The 20849-nt window shown below is 72.0% G+C and carries 16 protein-coding genes and 1 pseudogene; 9 read left to right on the plus strand and 8 right to left on the minus strand.

Translation table 11 applies throughout. The annotated features are described in order from the left end of the window. Positions 1–314: 314 nt before the first annotated feature. Positions 315–1619 carry an MFS transporter gene (locus ACIBM5_RS21900; protein ID WP_396008380.1) on the plus strand — a complete coding sequence of 435 codons (1305 nt, stop codon included), beginning with the start codon at positions 315–317 and terminating at the stop codon, positions 1617–1619. A 336-nt stretch (positions 1620–1955) separates the two neighbouring features. Here ACIBM5_RS21900 and ACIBM5_RS21905 read toward each other — a convergent pair whose 3' ends face one another. The 4 genes and pseudogenes from ACIBM5_RS21905 to ACIBM5_RS21920 all read right to left on the minus strand — a co-directional run bounded on the left by ACIBM5_RS21905 (position 1956) and on the right by ACIBM5_RS21920 (position 5148). After that, positions 1956–2933 (minus strand): fumarylacetoacetate hydrolase family protein, encoded by a 978-nt coding sequence (locus tag ACIBM5_RS21905; RefSeq protein ID WP_396008381.1) that lies wholly within the window; start codon positions 2931–2933, stop codon positions 1956–1958. A 170-nt stretch (positions 2934–3103) separates the two neighbouring features. Beyond that, positions 3104–3268, minus strand: a pseudogene (locus ACIBM5_RS21910) (succinyl-CoA--3-ketoacid-CoA transferase); the annotation flags it as partial. Between the two features lie 264 nt (positions 3269–3532). After that, positions 3533–4468 carry an MBL fold metallo-hydrolase gene (locus ACIBM5_RS21915; RefSeq protein ID WP_396008382.1) on the minus strand — a complete coding sequence of 312 codons (936 nt, stop codon included), beginning with the start codon at positions 4466–4468 and terminating at the stop codon, positions 3533–3535. A gap of 140 nt (positions 4469–4608) precedes the next feature. After that, on the minus strand, positions 4609–5148 hold the full coding sequence (locus ACIBM5_RS21920; RefSeq protein ID WP_396008383.1) for a TIGR03086 family metal-binding protein: 540 nt from the start codon (positions 5146–5148) through the stop codon (positions 4609–4611). Between the two features lie 275 nt (positions 5149–5423). On the opposite strand from ACIBM5_RS21920, the gene ACIBM5_RS21925 reads away from it, so the two are divergent. Both ACIBM5_RS21925 and ACIBM5_RS21930 read left to right on the plus strand, forming a co-directional pair. After that, a complete protein-coding gene (locus ACIBM5_RS21925) occupies positions 5424–6137 on the plus strand; it encodes a DsbA family oxidoreductase (RefSeq protein WP_396008384.1) in 714 nt (237 codons plus the stop codon). After that, positions 6134–7372, plus strand: a complete 1239-nt coding sequence (locus tag ACIBM5_RS21930; protein ID WP_396008385.1) for an MFS transporter — start codon at positions 6134–6136, stop codon at positions 7370–7372. The genes ACIBM5_RS21925 and ACIBM5_RS21930 overlap by 4 nt, the downstream gene beginning before the upstream one ends. A gap of 150 nt (positions 7373–7522) precedes the next feature. Here the strand turns inward: ACIBM5_RS21930 and ACIBM5_RS21935 are convergent, their stop codons facing one another. Further along, a complete protein-coding gene (locus ACIBM5_RS21935; protein WP_396008386.1) occupies positions 7523–9169 on the minus strand; it encodes a family 20 glycosylhydrolase in 1647 nt (548 codons plus the stop codon). Positions 9170–9670: 501 nt separating this feature from the next. On the opposite strand from ACIBM5_RS21935, the gene ACIBM5_RS21940 reads away from it, so the two are divergent. The 6 genes from ACIBM5_RS21940 to ACIBM5_RS21965 all read left to right on the plus strand — a co-directional run bounded on the left by ACIBM5_RS21940 (position 9671) and on the right by ACIBM5_RS21965 (position 17418). Further along, positions 9671–12190: a nitrate- and nitrite sensing domain-containing protein gene (locus ACIBM5_RS21940; RefSeq protein ID WP_396008387.1), complete on the plus strand. Its 2520-nt coding sequence runs from the start codon at positions 9671–9673 to the stop codon at positions 12188–12190. Beyond that, on the plus strand, positions 12187–12612 hold the full coding sequence (locus ACIBM5_RS21945; RefSeq protein WP_360314312.1) for a roadblock/LC7 domain-containing protein: 426 nt from the start codon (positions 12187–12189) through the stop codon (positions 12610–12612). The genes ACIBM5_RS21940 and ACIBM5_RS21945 overlap by 4 nt, the downstream gene beginning before the upstream one ends. A 79-nt stretch (positions 12613–12691) precedes the next feature. Then, positions 12692–13906: an ABC transporter substrate-binding protein gene (locus ACIBM5_RS21950; protein ID WP_396008388.1), complete on the plus strand. Its 1215-nt coding sequence runs from the start codon at positions 12692–12694 to the stop codon at positions 13904–13906. 30 nt (positions 13907–13936) lie between these two features. Beyond that, a complete protein-coding gene (locus tag ACIBM5_RS21955; protein WP_396008389.1) occupies positions 13937–14812 on the plus strand; it encodes a branched-chain amino acid ABC transporter permease in 876 nt (291 codons plus the stop codon). Further along, positions 14809–16707 (plus strand): ATP-binding cassette domain-containing protein, encoded by a 1899-nt coding sequence (locus ACIBM5_RS21960; RefSeq protein ID WP_396008390.1) that lies wholly within the window; start codon positions 14809–14811, stop codon positions 16705–16707. The genes ACIBM5_RS21955 and ACIBM5_RS21960 overlap by 4 nt, the downstream gene beginning before the upstream one ends. A 3-nt stretch (positions 16708–16710) precedes the next feature. Then, complete coding sequence (locus tag ACIBM5_RS21965; RefSeq protein ID WP_396008391.1) at positions 16711–17418, plus strand: ABC transporter ATP-binding protein; 708 nt, start codon at positions 16711–16713, stop codon at positions 17416–17418. Positions 17419–17510: 92 nt separating this feature from the next. Here ACIBM5_RS21965 and ACIBM5_RS21970 read toward each other — a convergent pair whose 3' ends face one another. From ACIBM5_RS21970 to ACIBM5_RS21980, 3 genes are all read right to left on the minus strand, one after another. Continuing rightward, positions 17511–18068 carry an FHA domain-containing protein gene (locus tag ACIBM5_RS21970; protein WP_396008392.1) on the minus strand — a complete coding sequence of 186 codons (558 nt, stop codon included), beginning with the start codon at positions 18066–18068 and terminating at the stop codon, positions 17511–17513. 212 nt (positions 18069–18280) lie between these two features. After that, entirely contained in the window at positions 18281–19579 is a 1299-nt protein-coding gene (locus ACIBM5_RS21975) for a VWA domain-containing protein (RefSeq protein WP_396008393.1), read from the minus strand. A 24-nt stretch (positions 19580–19603) separates the two neighbouring features. Next, the gene (locus ACIBM5_RS21980; RefSeq protein WP_396008394.1) at positions 19604–20845 is read right to left on the minus strand and encodes a protein phosphatase 2C domain-containing protein; all 1242 of its coding nucleotides are present in this window, start codon (positions 20843–20845) and stop codon (positions 19604–19606) included. Positions 20846–20849 lie beyond the last annotated feature (4 nt).

Consider the following 20849-nt stretch of genomic DNA (forward strand, 5'->3'; position numbering starts at 1 on the left):
CCCGCTCCCACCCTGGTTGCAACATGCTACCAAGCTCGTCTAGCGTGCACCCGGTAGCAACTTGCAACCAGATGCGGGAGGCGACGAGGCATGAGGAGCGTTGCATGGCAGCGACCGAGCAGGGCCCTCCGAGGCCGAACGGGGCGGGGACGGACCGATCGGAGGCGGACGGGGTGAGGGCCGGCAGGGCGCGGACGGCCGGCGCGGGGGGCGATCGGGCGACGCGGGTCGGCGAGGTCCGGACGGGCGAAGCCGGGGCGGAAGGAGCGCGGGTCGACGAGGCAGGGAGGGTCGATGACGCACAGGCGGACGGGATGCGGTGGACCGGCAGGGCGCGGGCGGACGGCGCGGCGGCCGATGAGGCGGTACGGCCCGGCGGGGCGGAGATAGGCCGGCCGCGGGGGCTTTCCAAGGGGCGGACGCTTCTGTTTGCGGTCGCGGCCGGTGTTGCCGTGGCCGGTGTCTACCTCGCCCAGCCGCTTCTGGTGACCATGGGACGCGACCTCGGTCTCGCGCCGGGCACCGTCGGCGTGGTCGTCACGCTCACTCAGGTCGGCTATGGCCTCGGGCTGTTCCTGCTCGTCCCGCTCGGCGACCTGATCGACCGTCGCCGGCTGATCGTGGGTCAGTTCGCCCTGCTCGCCGTCGCATCCGCCGCCGTCGGCCTGGCCGGTCACGCCGCGCCGCTGCTGGTCGCGATGATCGGCGTGGGCCTGCTCGCCGTGGTCACCCAGACGGTCGTCGCCCACGCCGCCTCGCTGGCCGCCCCGGCCGAACGCGGTCGCGTCGTCGGCGTGGTCACCAGCGGCGTCGTGATCGGCATCCTGCTCGCCCGCACCGTCTCCGGCACGGTGGCCGACCTGGCGGGCTGGCGTGCGGTGTACCTCGGCTCCGCTGCGTTGTCCCTGGCCCTGGCCGGGACGTTGTACCGGGTACTGCCCCGCGGACACGACGACCGGGTCGTGGCGTCCGGTGGCGACCGGCCGAGCTACCGGGAGTTGCTCCTCTCGACGCTGACCCTGTTCGCGCAGGAACGCCTCTTCCGGGTCCGGGCCCTGTTCGCGCTGCTGATCTTCGCCGCCTTCAGCACCCTCTGGAGCAGCATCGCCCTCCCGCTGAGCGAGCCGCCGCTGTCCCTGTCGCACACCGCGATCGGCGCCTTCGGCCTGGCCGGCGCCGCCGGCGCGCTGGGGGCGATCCCGGCCGGCCGTCTGAGCGACCGGGGCCACGCGAACCGGGTCACCGGGGTCGCCCTGGTTCTGCTGACGCTGTCCTGGCTGCCGCTCGCCTTCACCCGCCAGTCGTTGTGGGCGCTGGTGGTGGGCACGATCGTGCTCGACTTGGCCGTCCAGGCGGTACACGTGACGAACCAGACGCTGATCCACCCGCTGCGCCCGGACGCCGGCAGCCGGCTGATCGGCGGCTACATGATCTTCTACTCGATCGGCAGCGCCGGCGGAGCGATCGCCTCCACCACCCTGTACGCGGCGGCCGGCTGGCCGGCGGTGTGCCTGCTGGGCGCGGCCTTCGGAGCCCTGGCGCTGACGGTGTGGGCGGTGGATGCGCTCCAAAAGCCTCGGCAGGACGGCGCGTCACCCGGGCCGGCCGTCACACCGTGAGCAGCACGTTCACGATCACGCCGACGACGCGTAGCTGCCCACCCGCCGACCTCCCGAAGGCGCCGTCGACAAGCACAACCGCAACATCTTCGCGAAGCTCGGCCCGGCACCCGACGAGGCGGGGCATCGACGGGTGCCGGCCGTGCTCGCTCGGGTGAACAGCTGAAACAGCCGGGCGGCCGGGCGGCGAACAGGGGGCGGGCAGGCGCGCGGCGGGCGGCCGGCGGGACGGGGAGACTCCGAAGCGCCCTATGCGTCGGCCGGCGTCGTCACCCGGCGCCTGGCAACGCGGGCCGGTCGCCCGGTCGCCAGTCGCCTCGCCGCCCGACCTCCGCCTCACGCGTCGAAGGCGTCCCTGCGGGTGCGCGGGCGCTTGCGCGCGGCCGGGATCGGCTGCGGGGCGGCGCCCTCGACCACCGTGTTGCTCAGCGTCCCGATCCCCTCGACCGTGAGGGCAACCGTGTCGCCCGGCTTCAGCGGCGGCAACTCCCGGCCCAGGCCCCACAGTTCGCCGAGACAGCCACCGTTGCCGCAGGTGCCGGTGCCCAGCACGTCGCCGGGGCGGATCCAGGTGCCGCGGGAGGCGTAGGCGACCAGTTCGGCGGGCGGCCAACCCATGTTGACCAGCGAGTCGCGGCCGATCTCGACACCGTTGACCGACGCGCGCAACGCGATGTCCAGGAAGCCGTCGGCGTCCCGGTACGCCTCGAACTCGTCGGCGGTCACCAGCCACGGGCCGAGCGTGGTCGCGGTGTCCTTGCCCTTGCACGGACCCAGCCCCACCCGCATCTCGCGGGCCTGGAGGTCGCGCGCCGACCAGTCGTTGAAGATGGTGTAGCCGACGATGTGTTCCGCCGCCTGCTCGACCGTCAGGTCCTTGCCCGCGCGGCCGATCACGATGCCGACCTCCAACTCGAAGTCGAGCACGCTCGACCCCGGCGGCATCGGCACCACGTCCTCGGGGCCGATGATCGCGTAGGGGTTGGTGAAGTAGAAGGTCGGCAGTTCGTACCACTCGGGCACCACCGTCGCATCCGGCCCCTGCACGGTGATCGCAACGCCCTCGACGTGCTCCTCGAACGCCACGAAGTCACGCACGGTGGGCGGCTGTAGCGGCGGCAACAACCGCACGTCGGCGAGGGCGACCGAGGGCTTCGACAGTGCCTGCTCGCCCGCCGCGCGCAACTCCTGGGCGCCGCGCTCGATCAGGCCGAGCAACGTTTCGCCGGCCGGCAGCGGGTGCACGGTGTCGCCGGCGCTCGACACCACCCCGGAGAGGATCGAGCCATTCAGGTCGAAGGTCGCGAACTTCACGATTGTTGCTCCTTGTTCCGTACGTACCGAGGACCGGCGACGGTGTGTCGGTGTCGCCACATGATCACCGTCGCTAAATGATCACATCGGCGCAGCCCGAGTCGCCGCCCGCCGTCCGCCGAACGGCCGAGAGCGCTCGGCGCGCGACCGGCGGCTCCCGACGCGTCGGCTCAGGTCCGTACTTCGGCGCCGGTTTTCGCGCGGACCTCGTCCTCAGTGACGTCGGGGGCGGTCTCGACCAGGAGCAGGCCGCGCTCGGTCACGTCGAGCACCGCGAGATCGGTGATGATCCGCTGGACACAGCGCTTGCCGGTGAGTGGCAACGTGCAGGTCTCGACCCGGCCACATATCCGACACCGAAGACCCAGCCACCCGAATCCAGCCCGGCGCATATCAGCCCCGCCGGCGCTTGAGGCGAACCCAGCCCACCAAGGCACAACGCCGACCGAACGCAACCTCAGCCCCGCCGGCGTTTGAGGCGAATCAGCCCGGCCGGCGCTTGAGGCCACTCAGCCCCGCCGGCGCATGAGGCGAACCAGCCCGGCCGGCGTCGGAGGCCCACCCGCAAGGCCACCCGAGCGCCGGCCGGGCCACCCCCGTCACGCGTAGCAGGAAAGCGGCTTGCCATCGTTGAACGTGACCATGTCACCGAGCGCACCGTAGATGTCGATCGACGCAGCCCGCTCCGCCCCGTTCAACTCCGCATAGGCTCGGTGCAGGTTGCCGACGATCCGCTCGGAGTCGGACAGTGCCGCGTACTCGCCGAGGTCCGTCTCGCGCGCCACGCTCAGCGGGTCCAGGCCGGCTTCCAGACCCTTGCGGGCGGTGTCCAGAAGGAAGTTCGTGTACCCGATCGCGTAGTCGATCTGCTCGGGGCCGCACACCTCACCGTGCCCGGGGACCAGCGTGGTCGCGCCCAACGCCTTGATCCGCTCCAGCACTTCGAGGTAGCCGGCGGGCGAACCCATCAGCAGGAACGGCGTACCGCCGTTGAAGATCAGGTCGCCCGTGTACAGGACGCCCTGCTCCTCCAGCCACACCACCGAGTCGTTCGAGGTGTGCGCCGGACCGAAGTGCCGTACCTGCGCCCGCAGTTCGCCCGCGTACACGGTGACGCTGTCGGTGAAGGTCAGGAACGGCGGCACCGCGCGCAGACCGCCCCAGCCGACGCCCGGCCAGATCGCCTCGACCTCCATGATGCCGAGGTTGAGGATCTCGGCCCGGGTGTTCTCGTGCGCCACGATGGTGGCCGACTCGAACAGGTAGTTCCCGTTCGTGTGGTCGCCGTGGTGGTGCGTGTTGATCAGGGTGCGCACCGGGGCGTCGGTGTGCTTGGCGATGGTCTCCTGGAACATCCGGGTCCGGGCCTCGGTGGCGCAACCGTCGATCGCGACGACGCCCTCCGGACCGACCAGGAAGCCGGTGTTGTTGATCCACCAGGTGCCGTCCGGCTGGATGTACGCGAACGCTCCGTCGGCCACCTCCTGGACGCGAGGCGGATCCATCCGGCCGTGCTCGTGCTGCGACGTGCTCATCGATACTCCCGATCGACTGGGGGTGTGCGTTGACGTGCATACACCGCCGACCGCCCGGCGCGCAGCCTGACGATCCGTCAGTTGCCGCGTCCGGTAGGGCTTGTCCCGGGATGTCCGGGGACCGGCGGCTCGATCGGGGCTCAGTTCACGGCGCGACCGGTGAATGCGGCGAGCCGGTCCGCGGCCGGCGCGTCCGGGTCCACCGGCTGCACCGGACCGAACGCGCGACCCTCACCGCGCGCGGCGTCCGGGAGGGTGGCGCGCATGCGCTCCAGGAGCATCTCGGCGAGTTCGGGGTCCAGGTCGGTCGGCTTGCCCAGCGCCCGGGCCAGGTCCCACGCGTGGACGAAGACGTCGCCGGTGGCCAGACCGAGCAGGAAGCCGCCGTTCCGCTCGCCGAACGGGGTCTTGATCGACGCGGCGATCCGCTCCGGCGTGAAGGTCGCCAGGATCGTCTCGACCACCGCCTCGAAGTCCTCCCGGGGGTCCTCGGAGACCGGCTCGCTCGGCCCGGTCAGGGCCGCCGCGAGGCCGCGCTGAGCACCGGTGGCGTGGGCGAGCAGATCCCGTACGTCCCATTCGTCACACGGACACGCGAGTCCGAGCTTGCTGTCGTCCACCTCGGCGAGCAGCGGGCGGAACGCGTCGACGGCGCGCTTGTACTGGGTTATCTGGTCCACGAGGGCTCCTTCGAGGGATGACGCCGCGCTGACACGACGTGTTTTCGGGGTGACGCACGACGGGCAGCGGTCAGGCTACGCCCGGGTCCGGGCGGCGGATACGGCCGGTTGGGGAATGTTTGGCGAGTGCACGTATGTTTCCTTTTCGGTGCGTCCGTCGCCGTGACCGTCGGTACGTCCGTCCGTACATCACCCGAGGTGCCCGCGTCCCGAGGTGACGCACGCCGCCGTGCGCCGAGCGCCCGCGACCACTGAGCAAGGAAGCCGGAGAGCAAGTGAAGGTCGAGATCTACAGCGATATCGCGTGTCCGTGGTGCTACGTCGGGAAGCGGCGCTTCGAGCGCGCGCTCGCCGCGTTCCCGGGCGCCGAGGACGTGCAAGTCACGTACCGTCCCTACCAGCTGGACCCGAGCACCCCCGCGGAGCCGTCGCCGCTGCGCGAGCGACTGGCCGAGAAGTTCGGCGCGGCCAACCTGGACGGGATGAACGCGCGGCTCGCCGAAGTGGGCTCCGCCGAGGGCATCGGCTTCGACTTCACCCGGGCCCTGTCGGTGAACACGCTGACCGCGCACCGGGTGTTGTGGCTCGCGCTGACCGAGTTCGGCGCGCCGGCCCAGGCCGCGCTCAAGGATCGGCTGCTCGCGGCGTACTTCGCCGAGGGCGAGAACGTCGCCGACCACGCCCGGTTGACCGAGTTCGCGGTCGAGGCCGGTCTGGACCGGGACCGGGTGGTCGCCTTCCTCGCCTCGGACGAGGGCACCGACGAGGTCCGGCACGAGATCGCCGAGGCGCAGGAGATGGGCGTCACCGCCGTGCCGACGTTCGTGTTCGAGGGCAAGTGGGCGGTGCAGGGTGCCCAGGAGGCGTCCACGTTCCTCCAGGTCCTGGAGCAGGTGCGAGAGCAGGTACGGGAGCAGAGCGGCGGGTCGGCGGCAACCGCGCCGGCGGCCGACGGCGACGCGTGCGCCGACGGCTCCTGCGCGGTGTGAGCGCCCCGGGGGAAACGACCGGGCGGTTGTCCGTCGAGCGCCTGCAACGGGCTCGATGGGCCGCGCTGTGGGTGTTCTTCGCCTTCAGCGCCGCGGTGGCGGACTTCCTGGCCCGGATTCCGCAGTTCAAGGAGGATCTGGGGCTCGACGACGCCCAGTTGGGGTTGGCCCTGCTCGGTTCGCCGGTGGGCGCGCTGGTGGCCGTGCAGCTCGCGGGCAGCGCCGCCGGACGCTGGGGCAGCAAGCGGGTCGCGCGGGTTTCGGTGATCGGCGGGTGTCTGGCGCTGTTCCTGCCCGCGTTCGCCTGGAACCTGCCCTCCCTGGCGGTCGGCCTGCTGGTCCTGGGCGCGCTGATGGGGTTCACCGATGTCGCGGCGAACGCGCAGGGTGTCGCTATCGAGCAGCAGTTGCGTCGGCCGATCATGAACGGCCTGCACGGCGGGTACAGCCTCGGCGGGCTGTTCGGCGCGCTGGTCGGCTCCGGCGCCGCGGCCCTGGGCCTCACGCCCAGGGTGCACCTGTCGGTGATGGCGCTCGTGCTCGCGGTCGGGGCGTGGGCGAGTTCGCGTGCGCTGCTGGGCGTCGCGGACGATCCGCACGTGCACCCGCCGGCGGAGCCGGACGCGCAGGCCGTGGCGGCTGTGGTGCCCGAGACGGTCGAGCCGACCATCGGCGGTGTGGCCCGGCTGCTCGCCGGCTATCGCGCGGTGGTCCTGCTCGCCCTGATCGGGCTGTGCTCGTTCGTCGGCGAGGGGGCGGTGGCCGACTGGAGCGGAGTGCATCTGCGCGAGACCCTGGACAGTTCGGCGGGCGTCGCCGGGTTGGGCTTCGCGGGCATGTCGGTGGCGATGGCGGCGGGCCGGTTCGCGGGCGACCGGGTGGTGGAACGCTTCGGCCCGGTACGGGTGTTGCGGATCGGCGCGCTGATCGCCGCACTGGGCATGACGCTCGCGCTGGCCACACCGTGGCCGGCGCTTTCGGTGCTCGGGTTCACGCTGTTCGGCGTCGGGGTGGCCCCGGTCGCCCCGGTGACGTTCAGCGCGGCCGGCAACACCCCGGGGGTGCCCGCCGCGTGGGCCATCTCGCGGGTGACCGGGATCGCCTACATCGGGCTGCTCGCCGGCCCGCCGGTGATCGGCTTCATCGCCCACCACACCGGTTTGACCACGGCGTTGGCGATCCCGGCGGTACTGGTCGCGATCATCGCCCTGACCGCGGGCGCGGTCCGCCGCTGAGCCGTTCCGTCCTCGGGTGCGCTCGGACGCCCCGGCACCCCAGGACACCCGGCGCACGGGCTTCGCCTCGCCGGATCTCCCGGTCCGGGCGCGCCCGCGCCCGCGGACGCGGCCGGCCCGCGTCCGGTCGCCGGGGCGCGGGCCCGGGCGTCACTTCAGCTTGTGGGCGTACTTGATGCCCTGTGCGTCCCAACGCGCCTCGTGTGCCGCGGCGCGGGTGCGAAAGTCCGCCCAGTCGCGCCGTTCCGGAGGGGACCAGGCGGCCTCGGCGACCGAGGCGATCCGCGGAAAGAGCAGATACTCGGCGTCCGCGACGCTCCTGATCGTCTCGCCCCACAGCGCGCCCTCGACACCGAGCACGGCGTCCGCGGGCATGCCGGGCAGGTGCGTCGAGGGTTCCCAGTCGTAGGACTTGCGCACGTCGACGGTGCCGGCCCAGGTCACCCCCAGCCGCTCGCCCCCGCTGTATTTCATGTCCAGGTAGGCGTGGTCGGCCGGCGCCATCACCACCTTGTGCCCGGCCCGCGCGGCGGCCACGACCTTGGCGGCGTCCTGCTTGGACGCGCCCCAGTACTCCAGGATCGCCCCCGGTGCCGGGTCGCCGGAGGCGAGTTGGTGCCAGGCCATGGTCTGTTTGCCGTGCTTGGCCACCAGCGGCTGGGCCCGGGCCATGAAGGCCCGATACTGCGCGGGTTCGAGGGTGTGCGTCTCGTCGCCGCCGATGTGCAGGTAGGGCCCGGGGGTGAGTTCCGCGAGCCGGCCGAGCACTTCGTCCAGGAACGTATAGGTGGCCTCGCCGTCGATGCGCAGCGAGGAGAAGCCGACCTGGGTGCCGGTGTAGGGAACGTGCGGTTTGCCGTCGTGGGCCAGTTCCGGGTAGGCGACGATCGCCGCGTTGGTGTGCCCCGGTATGTCGATCTCGGGCACCACGGTGATGAAGCGCTCGCCCGCGTAGTCGGTCACCGCGCGGTAGTCGTCCGCCGTCCAGAACCCGCCCGGTCCGCCGCCCACCTGGGTGGCCGCGCCGATCCCGGTGAGCCTGGGACGTCCCTCGATGGCGATCCGCCATCCCTGGTCGTCGGTCAGGTGCAGATGCAGGTGGTTGAACTTGTAGGCGGCGAGGTGGTCGATCAGTCGGCGCATCTCGGCGGGCGGATAGAAGTGCCGGGCCAGGTCGATCATGATGCCCCGGTACGGATACCGGGGCGCGTCCCGGACCACGGCCGGGCGCAACTCGAACGGCGGCTTTGCCGGCACCAGTTGGCGCAGCGTCTGGGCGCCCCGGTAGAGGCCGGCCGGCGCGCCCGCGCGGATCGTGGCGCCGTGCTCGGCTACGACCAGTTCGTACGCCTCGTCGCCGTCGGGTCGGCCGGCCGGATCGGGGTCGGGAACCAGGGAGATGTCGGTGCCGGCGCGCGATCGTGCGTCGACCACCACGGGCAGCGGCAGGCCGGTGGCGGCCCGCAGTTCGGCGGCGACGACTTCGGCGACCGGCCGCGCGGCCTCGGTCGCGGCCCGCACCCGGGTGTCCCGGGCCGGTGTCCAGGGTCGGCCCGGGCCGCCGAGCGCCTCGACCGGGATCGGGACGAGCCCACGCGCGTCGGCGTGCAGCGGTCCGCTCGGCGACTCCGGGGTCTCGGCTGCGGCGGTGGTCGGCGGGACCGGCCCGCCCGCTCCGCTCGGGTCGGCCTTCGGCGTGCCGCCGGAGGAGGAGGTCGCGTCGGTGATCCATACGGCCGCCCCCGCCGCGACGATCGGCACGGAGAGGAAAAAAGCCAGGGCGCGTCGCCGCATCATGTGACTCTCCCAAATCGATCCGTCGGGATCGGTCTCGGCCCAGTCTAGGCAGCCCTCGGCGACGATCCGGTTGGTCGACACACCGATAAACGGAAGGCAACGATCCGGTATATCCCAACGAATGGTTGGCAATCGGGCATCGAGCACTGGGTGGCGAAATACGGATATAGAGGCCCGACGGACGACGCCGGGGGCAAATGCCGTGATATCACCGCGTGTAGGATCATGCCCGGTAATCGATGTTCCTTCGCAGCGTTAACTTACGCATGTCAACATTCGGGGGCGTATGCCGGGCTCTCGGCCCTTTACCCACCGGCCACTGCGAGCACACGTGCGAATGCCGCTAGGCTCTGCCCGTCGTGCACGGAATAGGACGCGATCCGCGTCACCGAAAGCGCAAGACCGGAAAGTGCGAATCATCGGGAAAATGACGTACTTGACAAGCGGAATACTCGACTCCGTATCCCTGCCTCGCTCCACCCCGGCGGCAACGACCTGGTGGTGGACGACCTGAACATCACTCGGAAACTCGTCCTGCTCGTCGCCGTGCCGCTCACCGTGATGGTGGGCTCCGCGGGACTCGCCGTGTCCACCACGACCGGCGAGGCCCTCGATGCGAACCGCCTGCGTTCGTTGACCAAGGTCTCCGCCGAGGCCGGTGAACTCGCGCACCGCCTGCAGAGCGAACGCGCCGCCGCTGCCGCGGTGCTGTGGCCGGAGGCCGACAAGGGCGCGCTGGTCACGTACCACCAGCGCACCGCCGCGACGGACGAGAGCGCCACGCGCTACCGCAAGCTGCGCAAGGACCTGGGCTCGATCCCCGGCAACACCAAGGAACGACTGCGCAGGCTGGACGCGGGTCTGACCGACCTGACCGCACTGCGCGAGCAGGTCCAGGCACCCAAGGGCACCTCGCTGACCGCCGTCGTCTTCCGCTACCGCATCCTGATCGCGGACGCGCTCGACTACCGCGACAGCGTGGCCCAGGCCGGTGGCGCAGGCGCGGACAACTCGGACCGCCTGCGTGCCGCCGCCGCGCTCTCGCACGCCACGGAGTGGCTGGGGCAACAACAGACGGCGGTCCTGCGCGCCTTGGCGTCCAACCGGATCTCGCCGTCCCAACAGCAGGACATCCTGGCCACCCGGACCGGCTACGACGAGAGCGAGACGTCCTTCGAGTCGCTCGCCGACGACGAGTGGCTGGGCTGGCTGGAACTCGCCCAGACCGGCCCGGAGATCCTGGCCGTGCACCAACTGGAAGACGCCGTCTCCCGGGCCAAGGTCGACACGCCCATCGTGATCAGTCAGGACGTGTGGACCAAGGCGACCGCGGACCGGATCGCCCGGATCAGCGACGTCGAACGACGCGTGGACGCATCGGTGCTGTCCTCGGTCAGCGACGAACGCGACGACCGCCGCTGGTGGGCGATCGGGCAGGCCGCCGCGGTGCTGCTCGCGCTGGCCGCCGCGGTACTCCTGGTGCTGCGCCTGGGTCGACCGATGACCCGCGAACTGCTGCGTCTTCGCGACACCGCACACGAGGTGGCCTACACCGGCCTGCCGGACGCGGTGGCCAAGCTCCAGCAGGGCCGCTCGCTCGACGGCGCGACCGCCGACGAGATCGCCGAACGCGCGGGCACCCCGATCGAGGTACGCGGCAAGGACGAGATCGCCGAGGTGGGCTCGGCGTTCAACACCGTCTTCACCGCCGCCGTGCGGATCGCCGCCGAACAGGCGGTCCTGCGCGCCGGTATCGCCACCGTGCTGGTCGCCCTCGCGCGCCGCAACCAGCGGCTCACCGACGGCCTGGTCAAGGTCCTCGACGAGGCCGAGGCGCACGAGCACGACCCGGACCGGCTCAAGCGGCTGTACTCGCTCGACCACCTGGTCCAGCGCATGGGCCGCAACAACACCAGCCTGCTGGTGCTCGGCGGCGAGGGCACCGCCCGCGTGCGCGAGGACGCGCTGCTCCTGGACGTCGCACGCGCGGCGATCGGCCGCATCGAACGGTTCACCCGGGTGGACCCCGGCGCGGTGGACCCGCGCATCCTGATCGCCGGGCGGGCCCGCGACGATGTCGCGCACCTGCTCGCCGAACTGCTGGACAACGCGACCAAGTTCAGCCGTCCGGAGACCTGGGTGGTACTCCAGGCGAACCGGCGCGGCGACGGCGCGGTGCTCACCATCACCGACTCCGGCGTGGGCATCACCCCGGAGCGGCTGGCCGCGTTCAACGAGCGCCTCGCCTCGCCCGCCCAGTTGGACGTGCACGCGGTGCGCGCGATGGGTCTGACCGTGGCCGGCCACCTGGCCACGCGCTACGGCATCACGATCACCCTGAGCCAGGGGGCGCAGGGCGGCACGGTCGCCGAGGTGGGCCTGCCCGAGGACATCGTGGTCTTCCGCGATCGCCCGGGCCGACACCGCGGTGTGCCCAAGCCCGAGGTCACTCCCCTGCCCGCCTCCGGTCGGGTGCCGGACGTGGGAGTACGGGCCGGCGGCCACCCGGACCCGGGCCCGTTCGAGCCGGTCGCGAACGTGTTCACGCCGACCCGACCCCAGCCGGTCAGCGACGCGGCTGCCCCGGGACCGCGCGAGCCCGCACCCTCGGGACTGCGCTTCACCGGTACGCGGCCGCCCGCACCCGAGGCCCCGACGCCGCCCGCACTCGCTCCGATGGTCTCGGCCCAACCCGCCGAGCGCCCGGAGCAGCGGCAGGCGCCCGCGGCTCCGGCGCCGGACTCGGCACTGCCCACCCGCACCACGAACACGGGCCTGCCACTGCGGGTTCGCCGGGACACTCCCAGTGTGCACCCGGGCAGCCCTCCCGCTCCCGCCGCGCCGCTGGTCGGCTCGGCCGGGACGCCCGCCCGGGCGAACACCACGCCGGACCGTCGCGACGCCCGCCAGGTGTCCGCGGCGATGTCCGCCTTCGCGCAGGGCATCGGGCACAGCCGGGCCCGTCGCGCCCCCTCGCCCCGCCCCGGCGGCGGCGAACCGGATCACAAGGAGAGATCGTGACCCACCCCACCGCAGCCGATCTCAGCTGGCTGCTCAACGATTTCGCCACCCGGGTGCCCGAGGTACTGCATGCCGTCGCGGTCTCCGCGGACGGTCTCGTGGTGGCCAACACCAGCTCGCTGCCGCAGGACCGCGCCGACCAGCTCGGCGCGGTCGCCTCCGGCCTGGTCAGCCTGCTGGCGGGCGCCGCGCGCCTGTTCGGCACCGACCCGGTGGCGAGCAACCTGACCGAAATGAACGGCGCGTTCATGTTCTCCATGCAGGTCAGCGACGGCGCCTCGCTGTTGGTGCTGGCCTCGCGCGAGTGCGACATCGGCCAGGTCTCGTTCGAGATGGCCGAGCTGATCAACCAGGTCGGCCCGGCCCTGACCCCTGCCGCCCGCGAGCGCTTCCTGCACGTGCAGCGCGGCGCGTTGGGCTGACCGACACACCCACGCGTCCCTCCCGACGCGGCCCACTCGACCGCTCGACGCTGTACCCGTCACAACCCTGGAGCACGTCATGACCCCGGCAAGTCACATATCCCGACGCTCGTTCCGCGTCACCTCCGCCGGCCTGCTCGCCGGTGCGCTCGCGTTCACCGCCGCGTGCAGCGGCAGCGCGGCGGACGACAAGAAGGGCGGATCGTCCTCCGGCACGGTCAAGATCGGCCTGACGATCCCGCTGACCGGTGTCTACGCCGCGCTCGGTCCGGACCTGCAGAACGGCTTCCAGACCTACCTGGACCAGCACGGCGGCAAGCTGGGCGGGCACAAGGTCGAGCTCGTGATCACCGACGAGGGCGACGGCCCGCAGACCTCGGTGCCCTCGGTCACCAAGCTGATCAAGCAGGACAAGGTCACCGCCGTGGTCGGGCTGACCAACGCGGCCACGGTGGCGGCCAACGTGCAGGTCGTGAACGACAACAAGGTGCCGATGATCGGCGCGGTCGGTCGTCCCGGCAAGATCGACAAGCCGGACTACGTCTGGCACACCAGCTACCTCTCCGAGGAGCCGGGTGTGGCGGCTGCGCCGTACATCAAGGAGAACGTGCCCGGCACGGTCTACGCGATCGGCCCGGAGTACCAGGGTGGTTTCGACCAGCTCCGCGGCTTCACCGAGACGTTCGACAAGCTCGGCGGCAAGCTGGCGAACCCGGACGGCAAGACCAAGTGGACGCCGTTCCCGGCCACCACCAACTTCCAGCCGTACTTCACCGAGATCAAGAACTCGGGCGCCAAGGCGGTCTACACGTTCTACGCGGGCACCGCCGCGGTGAACTTCGTCAAGCAGTACAAGCAGTCCGACGTCAAGGACATCCCGCTGTACGCCGCGGGCTTCCTGACCGAGGGTGCGGTACTCGGGGCCGAGGGCGACGCGGCCAAGGGCGTGTTCACCTCGCTCAACTACACGCCCACCCTGGACATCCCGGCCAACCGCTCGTTCGTCGCGGCCTACCAGGGCAAGTACAACGCGCTGCCGACGATGATGTCGGCGACCATGTACGACGCGGCCGCCGTGCTGGACAAGGCGATCGCCGCCGCGGGTGACAAGGTCACCCCGGAGGCGGTCAACGCCGCGATCGCCAAGACCGGCAAGGTCGACAGCCCGCGCGGCTCGTGGGAGTTCAACCCGAGCACGCACGCGCCGGTGCAGAAGTGGTACCTGCGTGAGGTCAGGCAGGACGGCACCGCGCTGAGCAACGTCATGGTCCGCGAACTCGGCACGCTCGGCTAGCGGCGGCTTCGGAGCGAAGGGAAGCGTGCCGTGGGCTGGTTCGACGACAATTTCATCCCGGCCGTGGACGGTGTGGCCTACGGGCTGCTGCTGTTCGTCGTGGCCGCGGGCCTGACTCTGGCCTTCGGCTCGGGCGGAGTCCTCAACCTCGCGCACGGCACGCTCTACGCGTTCGCCGCCTACACCGCGACCGCGGTGGCCGACGGGTCCTGGGTCGGCCTGGCACTGGCGGTGCTCGCGGGCATCGGGGCGGGCGCGGCCGGCGGCGGAGTGCTGGCGGCGCTGACCGCGCCGATCGCCGGCAGAGGGCATATGGCGCAGGCGATGCTGACCTTCGGCGTCGCCCTGGTCGGCAGCGATCTGCTGACCACCACCTTCGGCAAGGACGACCCCCAGGTCTCGGTGCCCGGCGCACTGGAGAAGCCGGTGTCGATCCTGGGCCACAACTACCCGGGCTATCGGCTCGCGTTCATCGTGGTCGCGATCGCGCTCGGGCTCGGCGGCTGGTACGTGCTGGCCCGCACCCGGATCGGCGCGGCCGTGCGCGCGTCGGTGGACGACCCCGAGATGCTCGCGGCCGGGGGCATCTCGCCGGCCCGGGTACGCACCGGCGTGCTGGTCGCCGCGGGCGCCCTGGCCGGCCTCGCGGGCGGTCTGGGCGCGCCGATCATCGGCCCGTCCACGTCGGTGGCCAACACCGTGTTGTTGCAGTCCCTGCTGGTCGTGGTGATCGGCGGGTTGGGCTCGGTCGGCGGCGCCCTGCTCGCCGCGATCCTGGTCGGCGAGGTACAGACGCTGGGCGTCACGCTGCTGCCCGACCTCGCGCCGTATCTGCTGTTCGCCACGATGGCCGTGATGCTGATCGCGCGCACCGCGCGCTTCGGCCCGACGGGGAGCCGAGTATGACCACCCTCGCCCTGCGCGCACGTACCGCGCTGCACTCGCCGCGTGCGCGCGTGGTGGGCCGAGTCCTGGCCGTCGCCGCGATCGTGTGGCTGTTCGCGGCGCCGTACCTGGTCGGCCTGTTCACCCTCATCCTGCTGTCCCAGGCGTTGTCCCTGGGCGTGCTCGCAGCCAGCGTCGCAGTGCTCGGCGGCGGCGCCGGGCTGCCCTCGCTCGGCCAGGTCGCGCCGTACGCGGTGGGCGGCTACACGGCGGCGATCCTGGCCGAACACGGCATGCGGATCGGCGTCGTGCACACCCTGGTCGCGGCCGCCGCGGGCGCCCTGTTCAACGCGCTCACCGCGCCGATCGTGGTGCGCACGCGCGGCGTCACGGTGCTGATGATCACCCTGGCCGTCGGCGAGTTGGTGCGCACCGCGGCGGAGAAGTGGAAGTCGGTCACCGGCGGCACCGACGGCAAGTCGGGCGTGCCGCCGATCCAGCCGTTCTGGGGCATGGGCGACCTCGTCGACGACGTGGACACCTACTGGTACGTGCTGATCACCACGCTCGTGGTGATCGGGCTCACCGCGCTGGTGCTGCGCTCGCCGGCCGCGCTGCTGCTGGACGGTGCACGCGAGAACGAAACCCGGATGCGCGCGACCGGTCATCCGGTGACCCGTTACCTCTCGATCACCTACGTCGGGGTCGGCGCCCTCGCCGGCGTCGCGGGCGCGCTGCTGATCTCGGTGCAGCGCTACATCTCGCCCTCGCACATCGGCTTCGACACCTCCTCGCTGGTGCTGCTCGCGGTGGTCATCGGCGGTGGCGCGTCGCTGGTCGGCGCGATGATCGGCGCGGGGCTGATCGTGTTCACTCGGGACTGGCTCTCCGGACCCTGGCCCGGGCACGGTCCGCTGCTGCTCGGCGTGCTGTTCCTGATCGCGGTGTACACGCTGCCGGGCGGCCTGGTCGGCCTGACGGCGGGCGGCCCACGGGCCGCGTGGCGGGCCCTGGGTCGGGCCATCCGACCGGCGGACGAAACGGAGAAACCGGAGACGCCGGACACGCCGGAGATGCCGGAGAAAGCGGAGAAGGCGGAGAGGGACGCACCCGATCCGGATGCCGCGCCCGAAGCGGATGCCGCGCCCGACCCGGATGCGCTGCTCACCGTCACCGGTCTGACCCGCCGGTACGGCGCGTTGGCGGCCGTGGACGGGCTGGACCTGACCGTGCGCCGCGGCGCCCGACACGCGCTGCTGGGCCCCAACGGCGCGGGCAAGTCGACCGTGCTCGGCATGATCGCGGGCGCGATCCCGGTGACGTCCGGCAGCATCGTGTTCGCCGGCCGCGACATCACCGGACTGGCCCCGGCCCGCCGCTCCCGGATCGGCATCGCGCGCGCGTTCCAACAACCCGCCGTGGTGCCCTCGCTCTCCGTCCTGGACAACGTGACCCTGGCCGCCTGGCGGCATGCCGAGGTCACCGGCACGGCCTGGCGACCGGGCCGCTACCGGGCCCTGGCCGGCGAGGCCGCGACCCATCTGGAGACGGTCGGCCTGACCGACCGCGCCGACGAGATCGCCGGCGAACTCTCGCACGGGTCCCGGCGGTTGCTCGACATCGCGATGGCGCTCGCCGGGCATCCGAAGCTGCTGCTGCTGGACGAGCCGGCCGCCGGTCTGACCGACACCGACATCGAGCGCCTGGCCGCCGTCCTCAAGGCGCTGCCGGCCGAGGTGACCATGGTGCTGGTCGAGCACAACTTCGCGCTGGTGCGCGAGGTCACCGACACCGTCACGGTGCTGGCGTCCGGACAACTGCTGGCCACCGGCACGCCGGACGAGATCGCGGCGGACCAGGCGGTGCGCGACACGTATCTGGGCGCGTCCGAGCCCGAGCACCAGGAAGTGGGCTGAATCGTGCTGGAGATCGGCGAACTGACGGCGGGTTACCAGGGCGGCTCGGTGCTGCACGGCGTCGACCTGAGCATCCCCGAGGGCACGGTGCACGCGCTCCTGGGCGCCAACGGGGCGGGCAAGTCCACCCTCATCCATACCGTCGCGGGGCTGCTCAAGCCCTCGGGTGGACGGATCGAGCTGGCCGGCACCGACCTCACCGGGCGCCCCGCGCACCGGGTCTCGGTAGCGGGCATCGGCCTGGTGCCGCAGGGCCGTCGGGTGTTCGCGAGCCTGACCGTGGCCGAGCATCTGAAACTGGCCCATCGCAAGCACGCGGCGTGGACTCCCGGCCGGGTGTTGGAACTGCTGCCCCGACTGGGTGAGCGGGCCGGCAACCGGGGGTCCCAACTCTCCGGCGGCGAACAGCAGATGCTCGCCATCGCCCGGGCCCTGCTCGGCGGTCCGCGGTTGATCCTGCTGGACGAGCCGACCGAGGGGTTGTCCCCGGTGATCGCCGAGCAGATCCGCGGCCTGATCACCACCCTCGCCGACGAGGGCCTGACCATCCTGATCGCCGCTCCCCAACTGGGCTTCGTCCAGGGCATCGCGGACCATCTGACGGTGCTGTCCACCGGCCGCGTCACCGCACGGCTGACCGCGGCCGAAGCCGCCGCCGACCCGGCCCCGATCCTTGCCGCCCTGGCCCCGGGCGTGGCCACCGTCGGCTAGGCCGTGTCGGTGGCGGCCGGGGCGCGGATCCCGTCCGCGCCCCGGCGCCGGTCGGCCGTGGGCCGATCGGCGCCCGTCCAGGCCGGACGGGGTCACGGGTCCACGCGTCGGATCTCCAGTGTCGTCCAGGCGCCCACGTGCACCCGGTCCCCGTCCTTGAGGTGCACCGGGTCGCGGCGGACCTGCTCGTAGCCCGCGTTGATGGTGGTCCCGTTGGCCGAGCCCAGGTCCATCACCTCCCACGTGCCGTCCCCACAACGCAGCAACATCGCATGCCGACGGGAGACGCCCGGATCGTCGAGCGGGATCTCCGGCGGGGCCGAACTCGCGCCGGAGTTGCCCCGGCCGATCCGCATCGACTCGCCGGTCAACCGCAGCGTCCGCGGCTCCTGCTCGTGCGGGAAGCGCATGCTGTGCGCGTCCGGGCCGTCCCATTGGAGCACCCGCAGGAAGTAGTCGTGGTCGGGCACCACCCGCGCCGACCACACCGTGCCGGGCAACGACTTCTCCGGGTCCGCTGGTGGCGGCTTCACCGGATCCTGCCGCTTTACCGGGAGCACCGGATCCCCCACCGGATTCTCGTGCCCGCAGCCCTCGCAGAACTGGTCGTCCGGGGTGTACTCGGTCGCGCAGAACCGACACGTCAGCACTACTTCGTCCGGCGGCCTCTCGGGACCGGACCCGTCGGAAGCGTGGGGCAAGTCCCCCTCGGTGGGTATCGTGCGCCCACACTCGTCGCAGTAGTCCGCGGCGGTGGACGGATGGCCTACCGGGCAGATGTGCATGAGCGGACCTCCTTCCTCTTCCCGTACCCGACTCCGGGCGTGTGCCGAACCGATGCCGCGTGCGGCATCGGACAGGATCAGCCCTCGCGCGGCGGCCCCACCCGGGCCGTCTTGTGCGACTCGATGTCGATGATCATGATGTCCTCCTCGTTGTTGCGCAGCCTGCTCGTCCCGTCGGCCTCGATCTCCACCACCCGGCCGAGCAGGCGCGCGGTGTGCTCGTCGCCCGCCTCGTTGGCCAGTTGCAGGGCCTGGACCAGCCGTGCGGTCGCGGCGGCCTCGTCCCCGCCCTCGCGAAGCTCCAAGCCCTCCCGGACGGCCTCGGCCAGCTTCGCCCGGCCGGTGACCTGGGCCACCTCCGGATTGATCCGGGTGGAGAGTTCCTCGTCGTCGGTCCACTGCGCGAACACGCCGGCCTTGGCCAACTCCAGGCCGCCGGCGCCGTCCGGGAGCACCACCGAGATCTGGCACGGACGGCGCTTGCCGCCCGGGTTGACCTCGTCCGGCTCGACCTCCAGGCACACGTGGTAGTGCTTGCTCTCGCCACCCCACGAACCGGTCGGGTAGTCGCCGACGTTGGGTCCGACCTCGGTCCGCCGCGCGGTCAGGTCGTCGATCACCGGGTAGGTCTGCTTGACGTACTTCACCCGGGCGTTGCTGATCGTGCGCACCCGCAGCGCCACGTCGGCCACCGCCTTGCCCATCGCGTTCTCCATCATCTTGGTGAAGTCGGCGACCAGGTCCGCCGGTTCGCTCACCAAGCCGATGTCGCCCAGCAGCGCGGTGGAGATCTTGCGCACCTCGTCCACCCGCCAGTCCAGGCCGATGCCCCGACAGTCGCAGACGAACACGCCCTCGCAGTAGGCGATCGCCTCGGCCAGGTCCTGCTCGCGCTCGCTCTCGTTCTTGCCGTCGGTGAGCAGGATCGCGTGCCGGATCGCATCCGAGTGCGGCTCCAGGAGCCGGCGGGCCATCAGCAACCACTGCCCCATCGCGGTGCCGCCGCGCGCGCGGAGTTTGTCCACCTCGCGCTTGGCCTCCTTGCGGGTGCGCTCGTCGGCGGCGACCAGACCCTCCTCGAACGGGTACACCATCGACGCCATGCCGGTGCCGGAGACCACCGCGAACAGCGTGCCGTCGCGCAGCGTGTCGATCGCGGCCTTGGTGGCCTGCTTGGCGGCCTTGAGCTTGGTGGACGGGAAGTCCATCGAACCCGAGCTGTCGATCATGATCACCTCGGCGCCGCGGGTGCTGCCGCGCGCACCGGTCGGCGCTCCGGAGGCCTGGATGTGCGCGACGGCGTGCACCTCGTGACCTCCCATCGGGAGGTAGGGGTTCTGGTTGACCTCGATGGTGAATTCGGGGGCGCCTGACATGAATCCGACTCCTTCGTTTCCGGGTCAGTCGTGGTCGGGTCCGCGCACCGGATCCCCGGGCGGGTTGAACGGGATCAGCGCGACGGTGATGTTGTCCGCGCCACCGTGGTCGAGCGCGAAGCCGGTGAGCAGACGCGCGGCGGCCAACGGCTGCTCGAGCGCGCCCGGCAGCACCATCGCCGCCAGCGTCGGCGCGACCGAGAGGTAGTTCCACAATCCGTCGCTGCACAGCAGCAGGGCCCCGGGCCCGGTCGGCCGCAGGCTGGTCACCCTGGGCCGCACCTCGCCCGCGTCGGCGCCCAACCAGGACACGATCGCGTGCGCACGCCGGTCCGCGTACGCCTCGGCCTCGGTCATCGCGCCGAGTGCGATCATCCGGGTCGCCCAGGAGTCGTCCTCGGTCAGCAGCGCGGAGGGGGTGCGCCGGACCGCGTCCTCGTCGGGCTCGTACGGCTCGCCGACCGCCCCACGAGGCAGCGTGCTCGCACCGGGCAGCGTGTCGTCGCCGTCCGCGGGGTCGTCCGCGCCGCCGGCCGGGTCGGCCAGCCAGTAGGCGCGGCTGTCGCCGACCCAGCCCACGGTGATCTCACCGGGTGTCATGATCGCCGAGACCAGGGTGCACGCGGGCGCGTTGCCCCCGTCCTCGGCGCCGGGCATCCGGGCCACCGCGCTCGCGGCGGCGGCCACCCCCGCGCTGGTCGCCTTGGCCGGGGCGCACCCCTCGATCAAGGTGGCGGCCATCGTCGCGCACGCGGTCTCGGCCGCGGTCGCGGACGCCTCGTCGGGTCGCGGCGAGGAGGACACCCCGTCGCACACCACCGCGACCACATGGTCGCTGCCGTCCGGCATCCGCAACACCCGCAGCGCGGCGGAGTCCTCGTTGCGGCGGTGCCGCAGGCCACGGTTGCTGACCATGGCCACCAGGCCGCCCAGGTCGCTCTCCACGTGATCGCGCGGGTTGAACGGCCGCCCGCACGCGTCGCACCACCCGTCCGAGCCGATCGTGGCGGTGCCGCACGCGGAACACACCGGGCCGTGCCCACTGGGCGCCACGACCCGCCGCGGCGGCGGGCGTTCGGCCACCGGCGGCACCGGGATGTCCAGGTCGTAACCACAGGACTCGCAGTACCGGTCGTCCGCGTCACCGGCGAGTCCACACGACGGACACGCCGCGCCCGCAGCCGTCGGCGGCTCGGGCGGGGCGACCTCGCTCCCGTCCGGGGCGCCTCCGGGCCCGGTCGCGTCCAGTCGTCCATATCCAGCCACTCTG

Source organism: Embleya sp. NPDC050493, assembly GCF_044458105.1.
Lineage (GTDB): Bacteria > Actinomycetota > Actinomycetes > Streptomycetales > Streptomycetaceae > Embleya.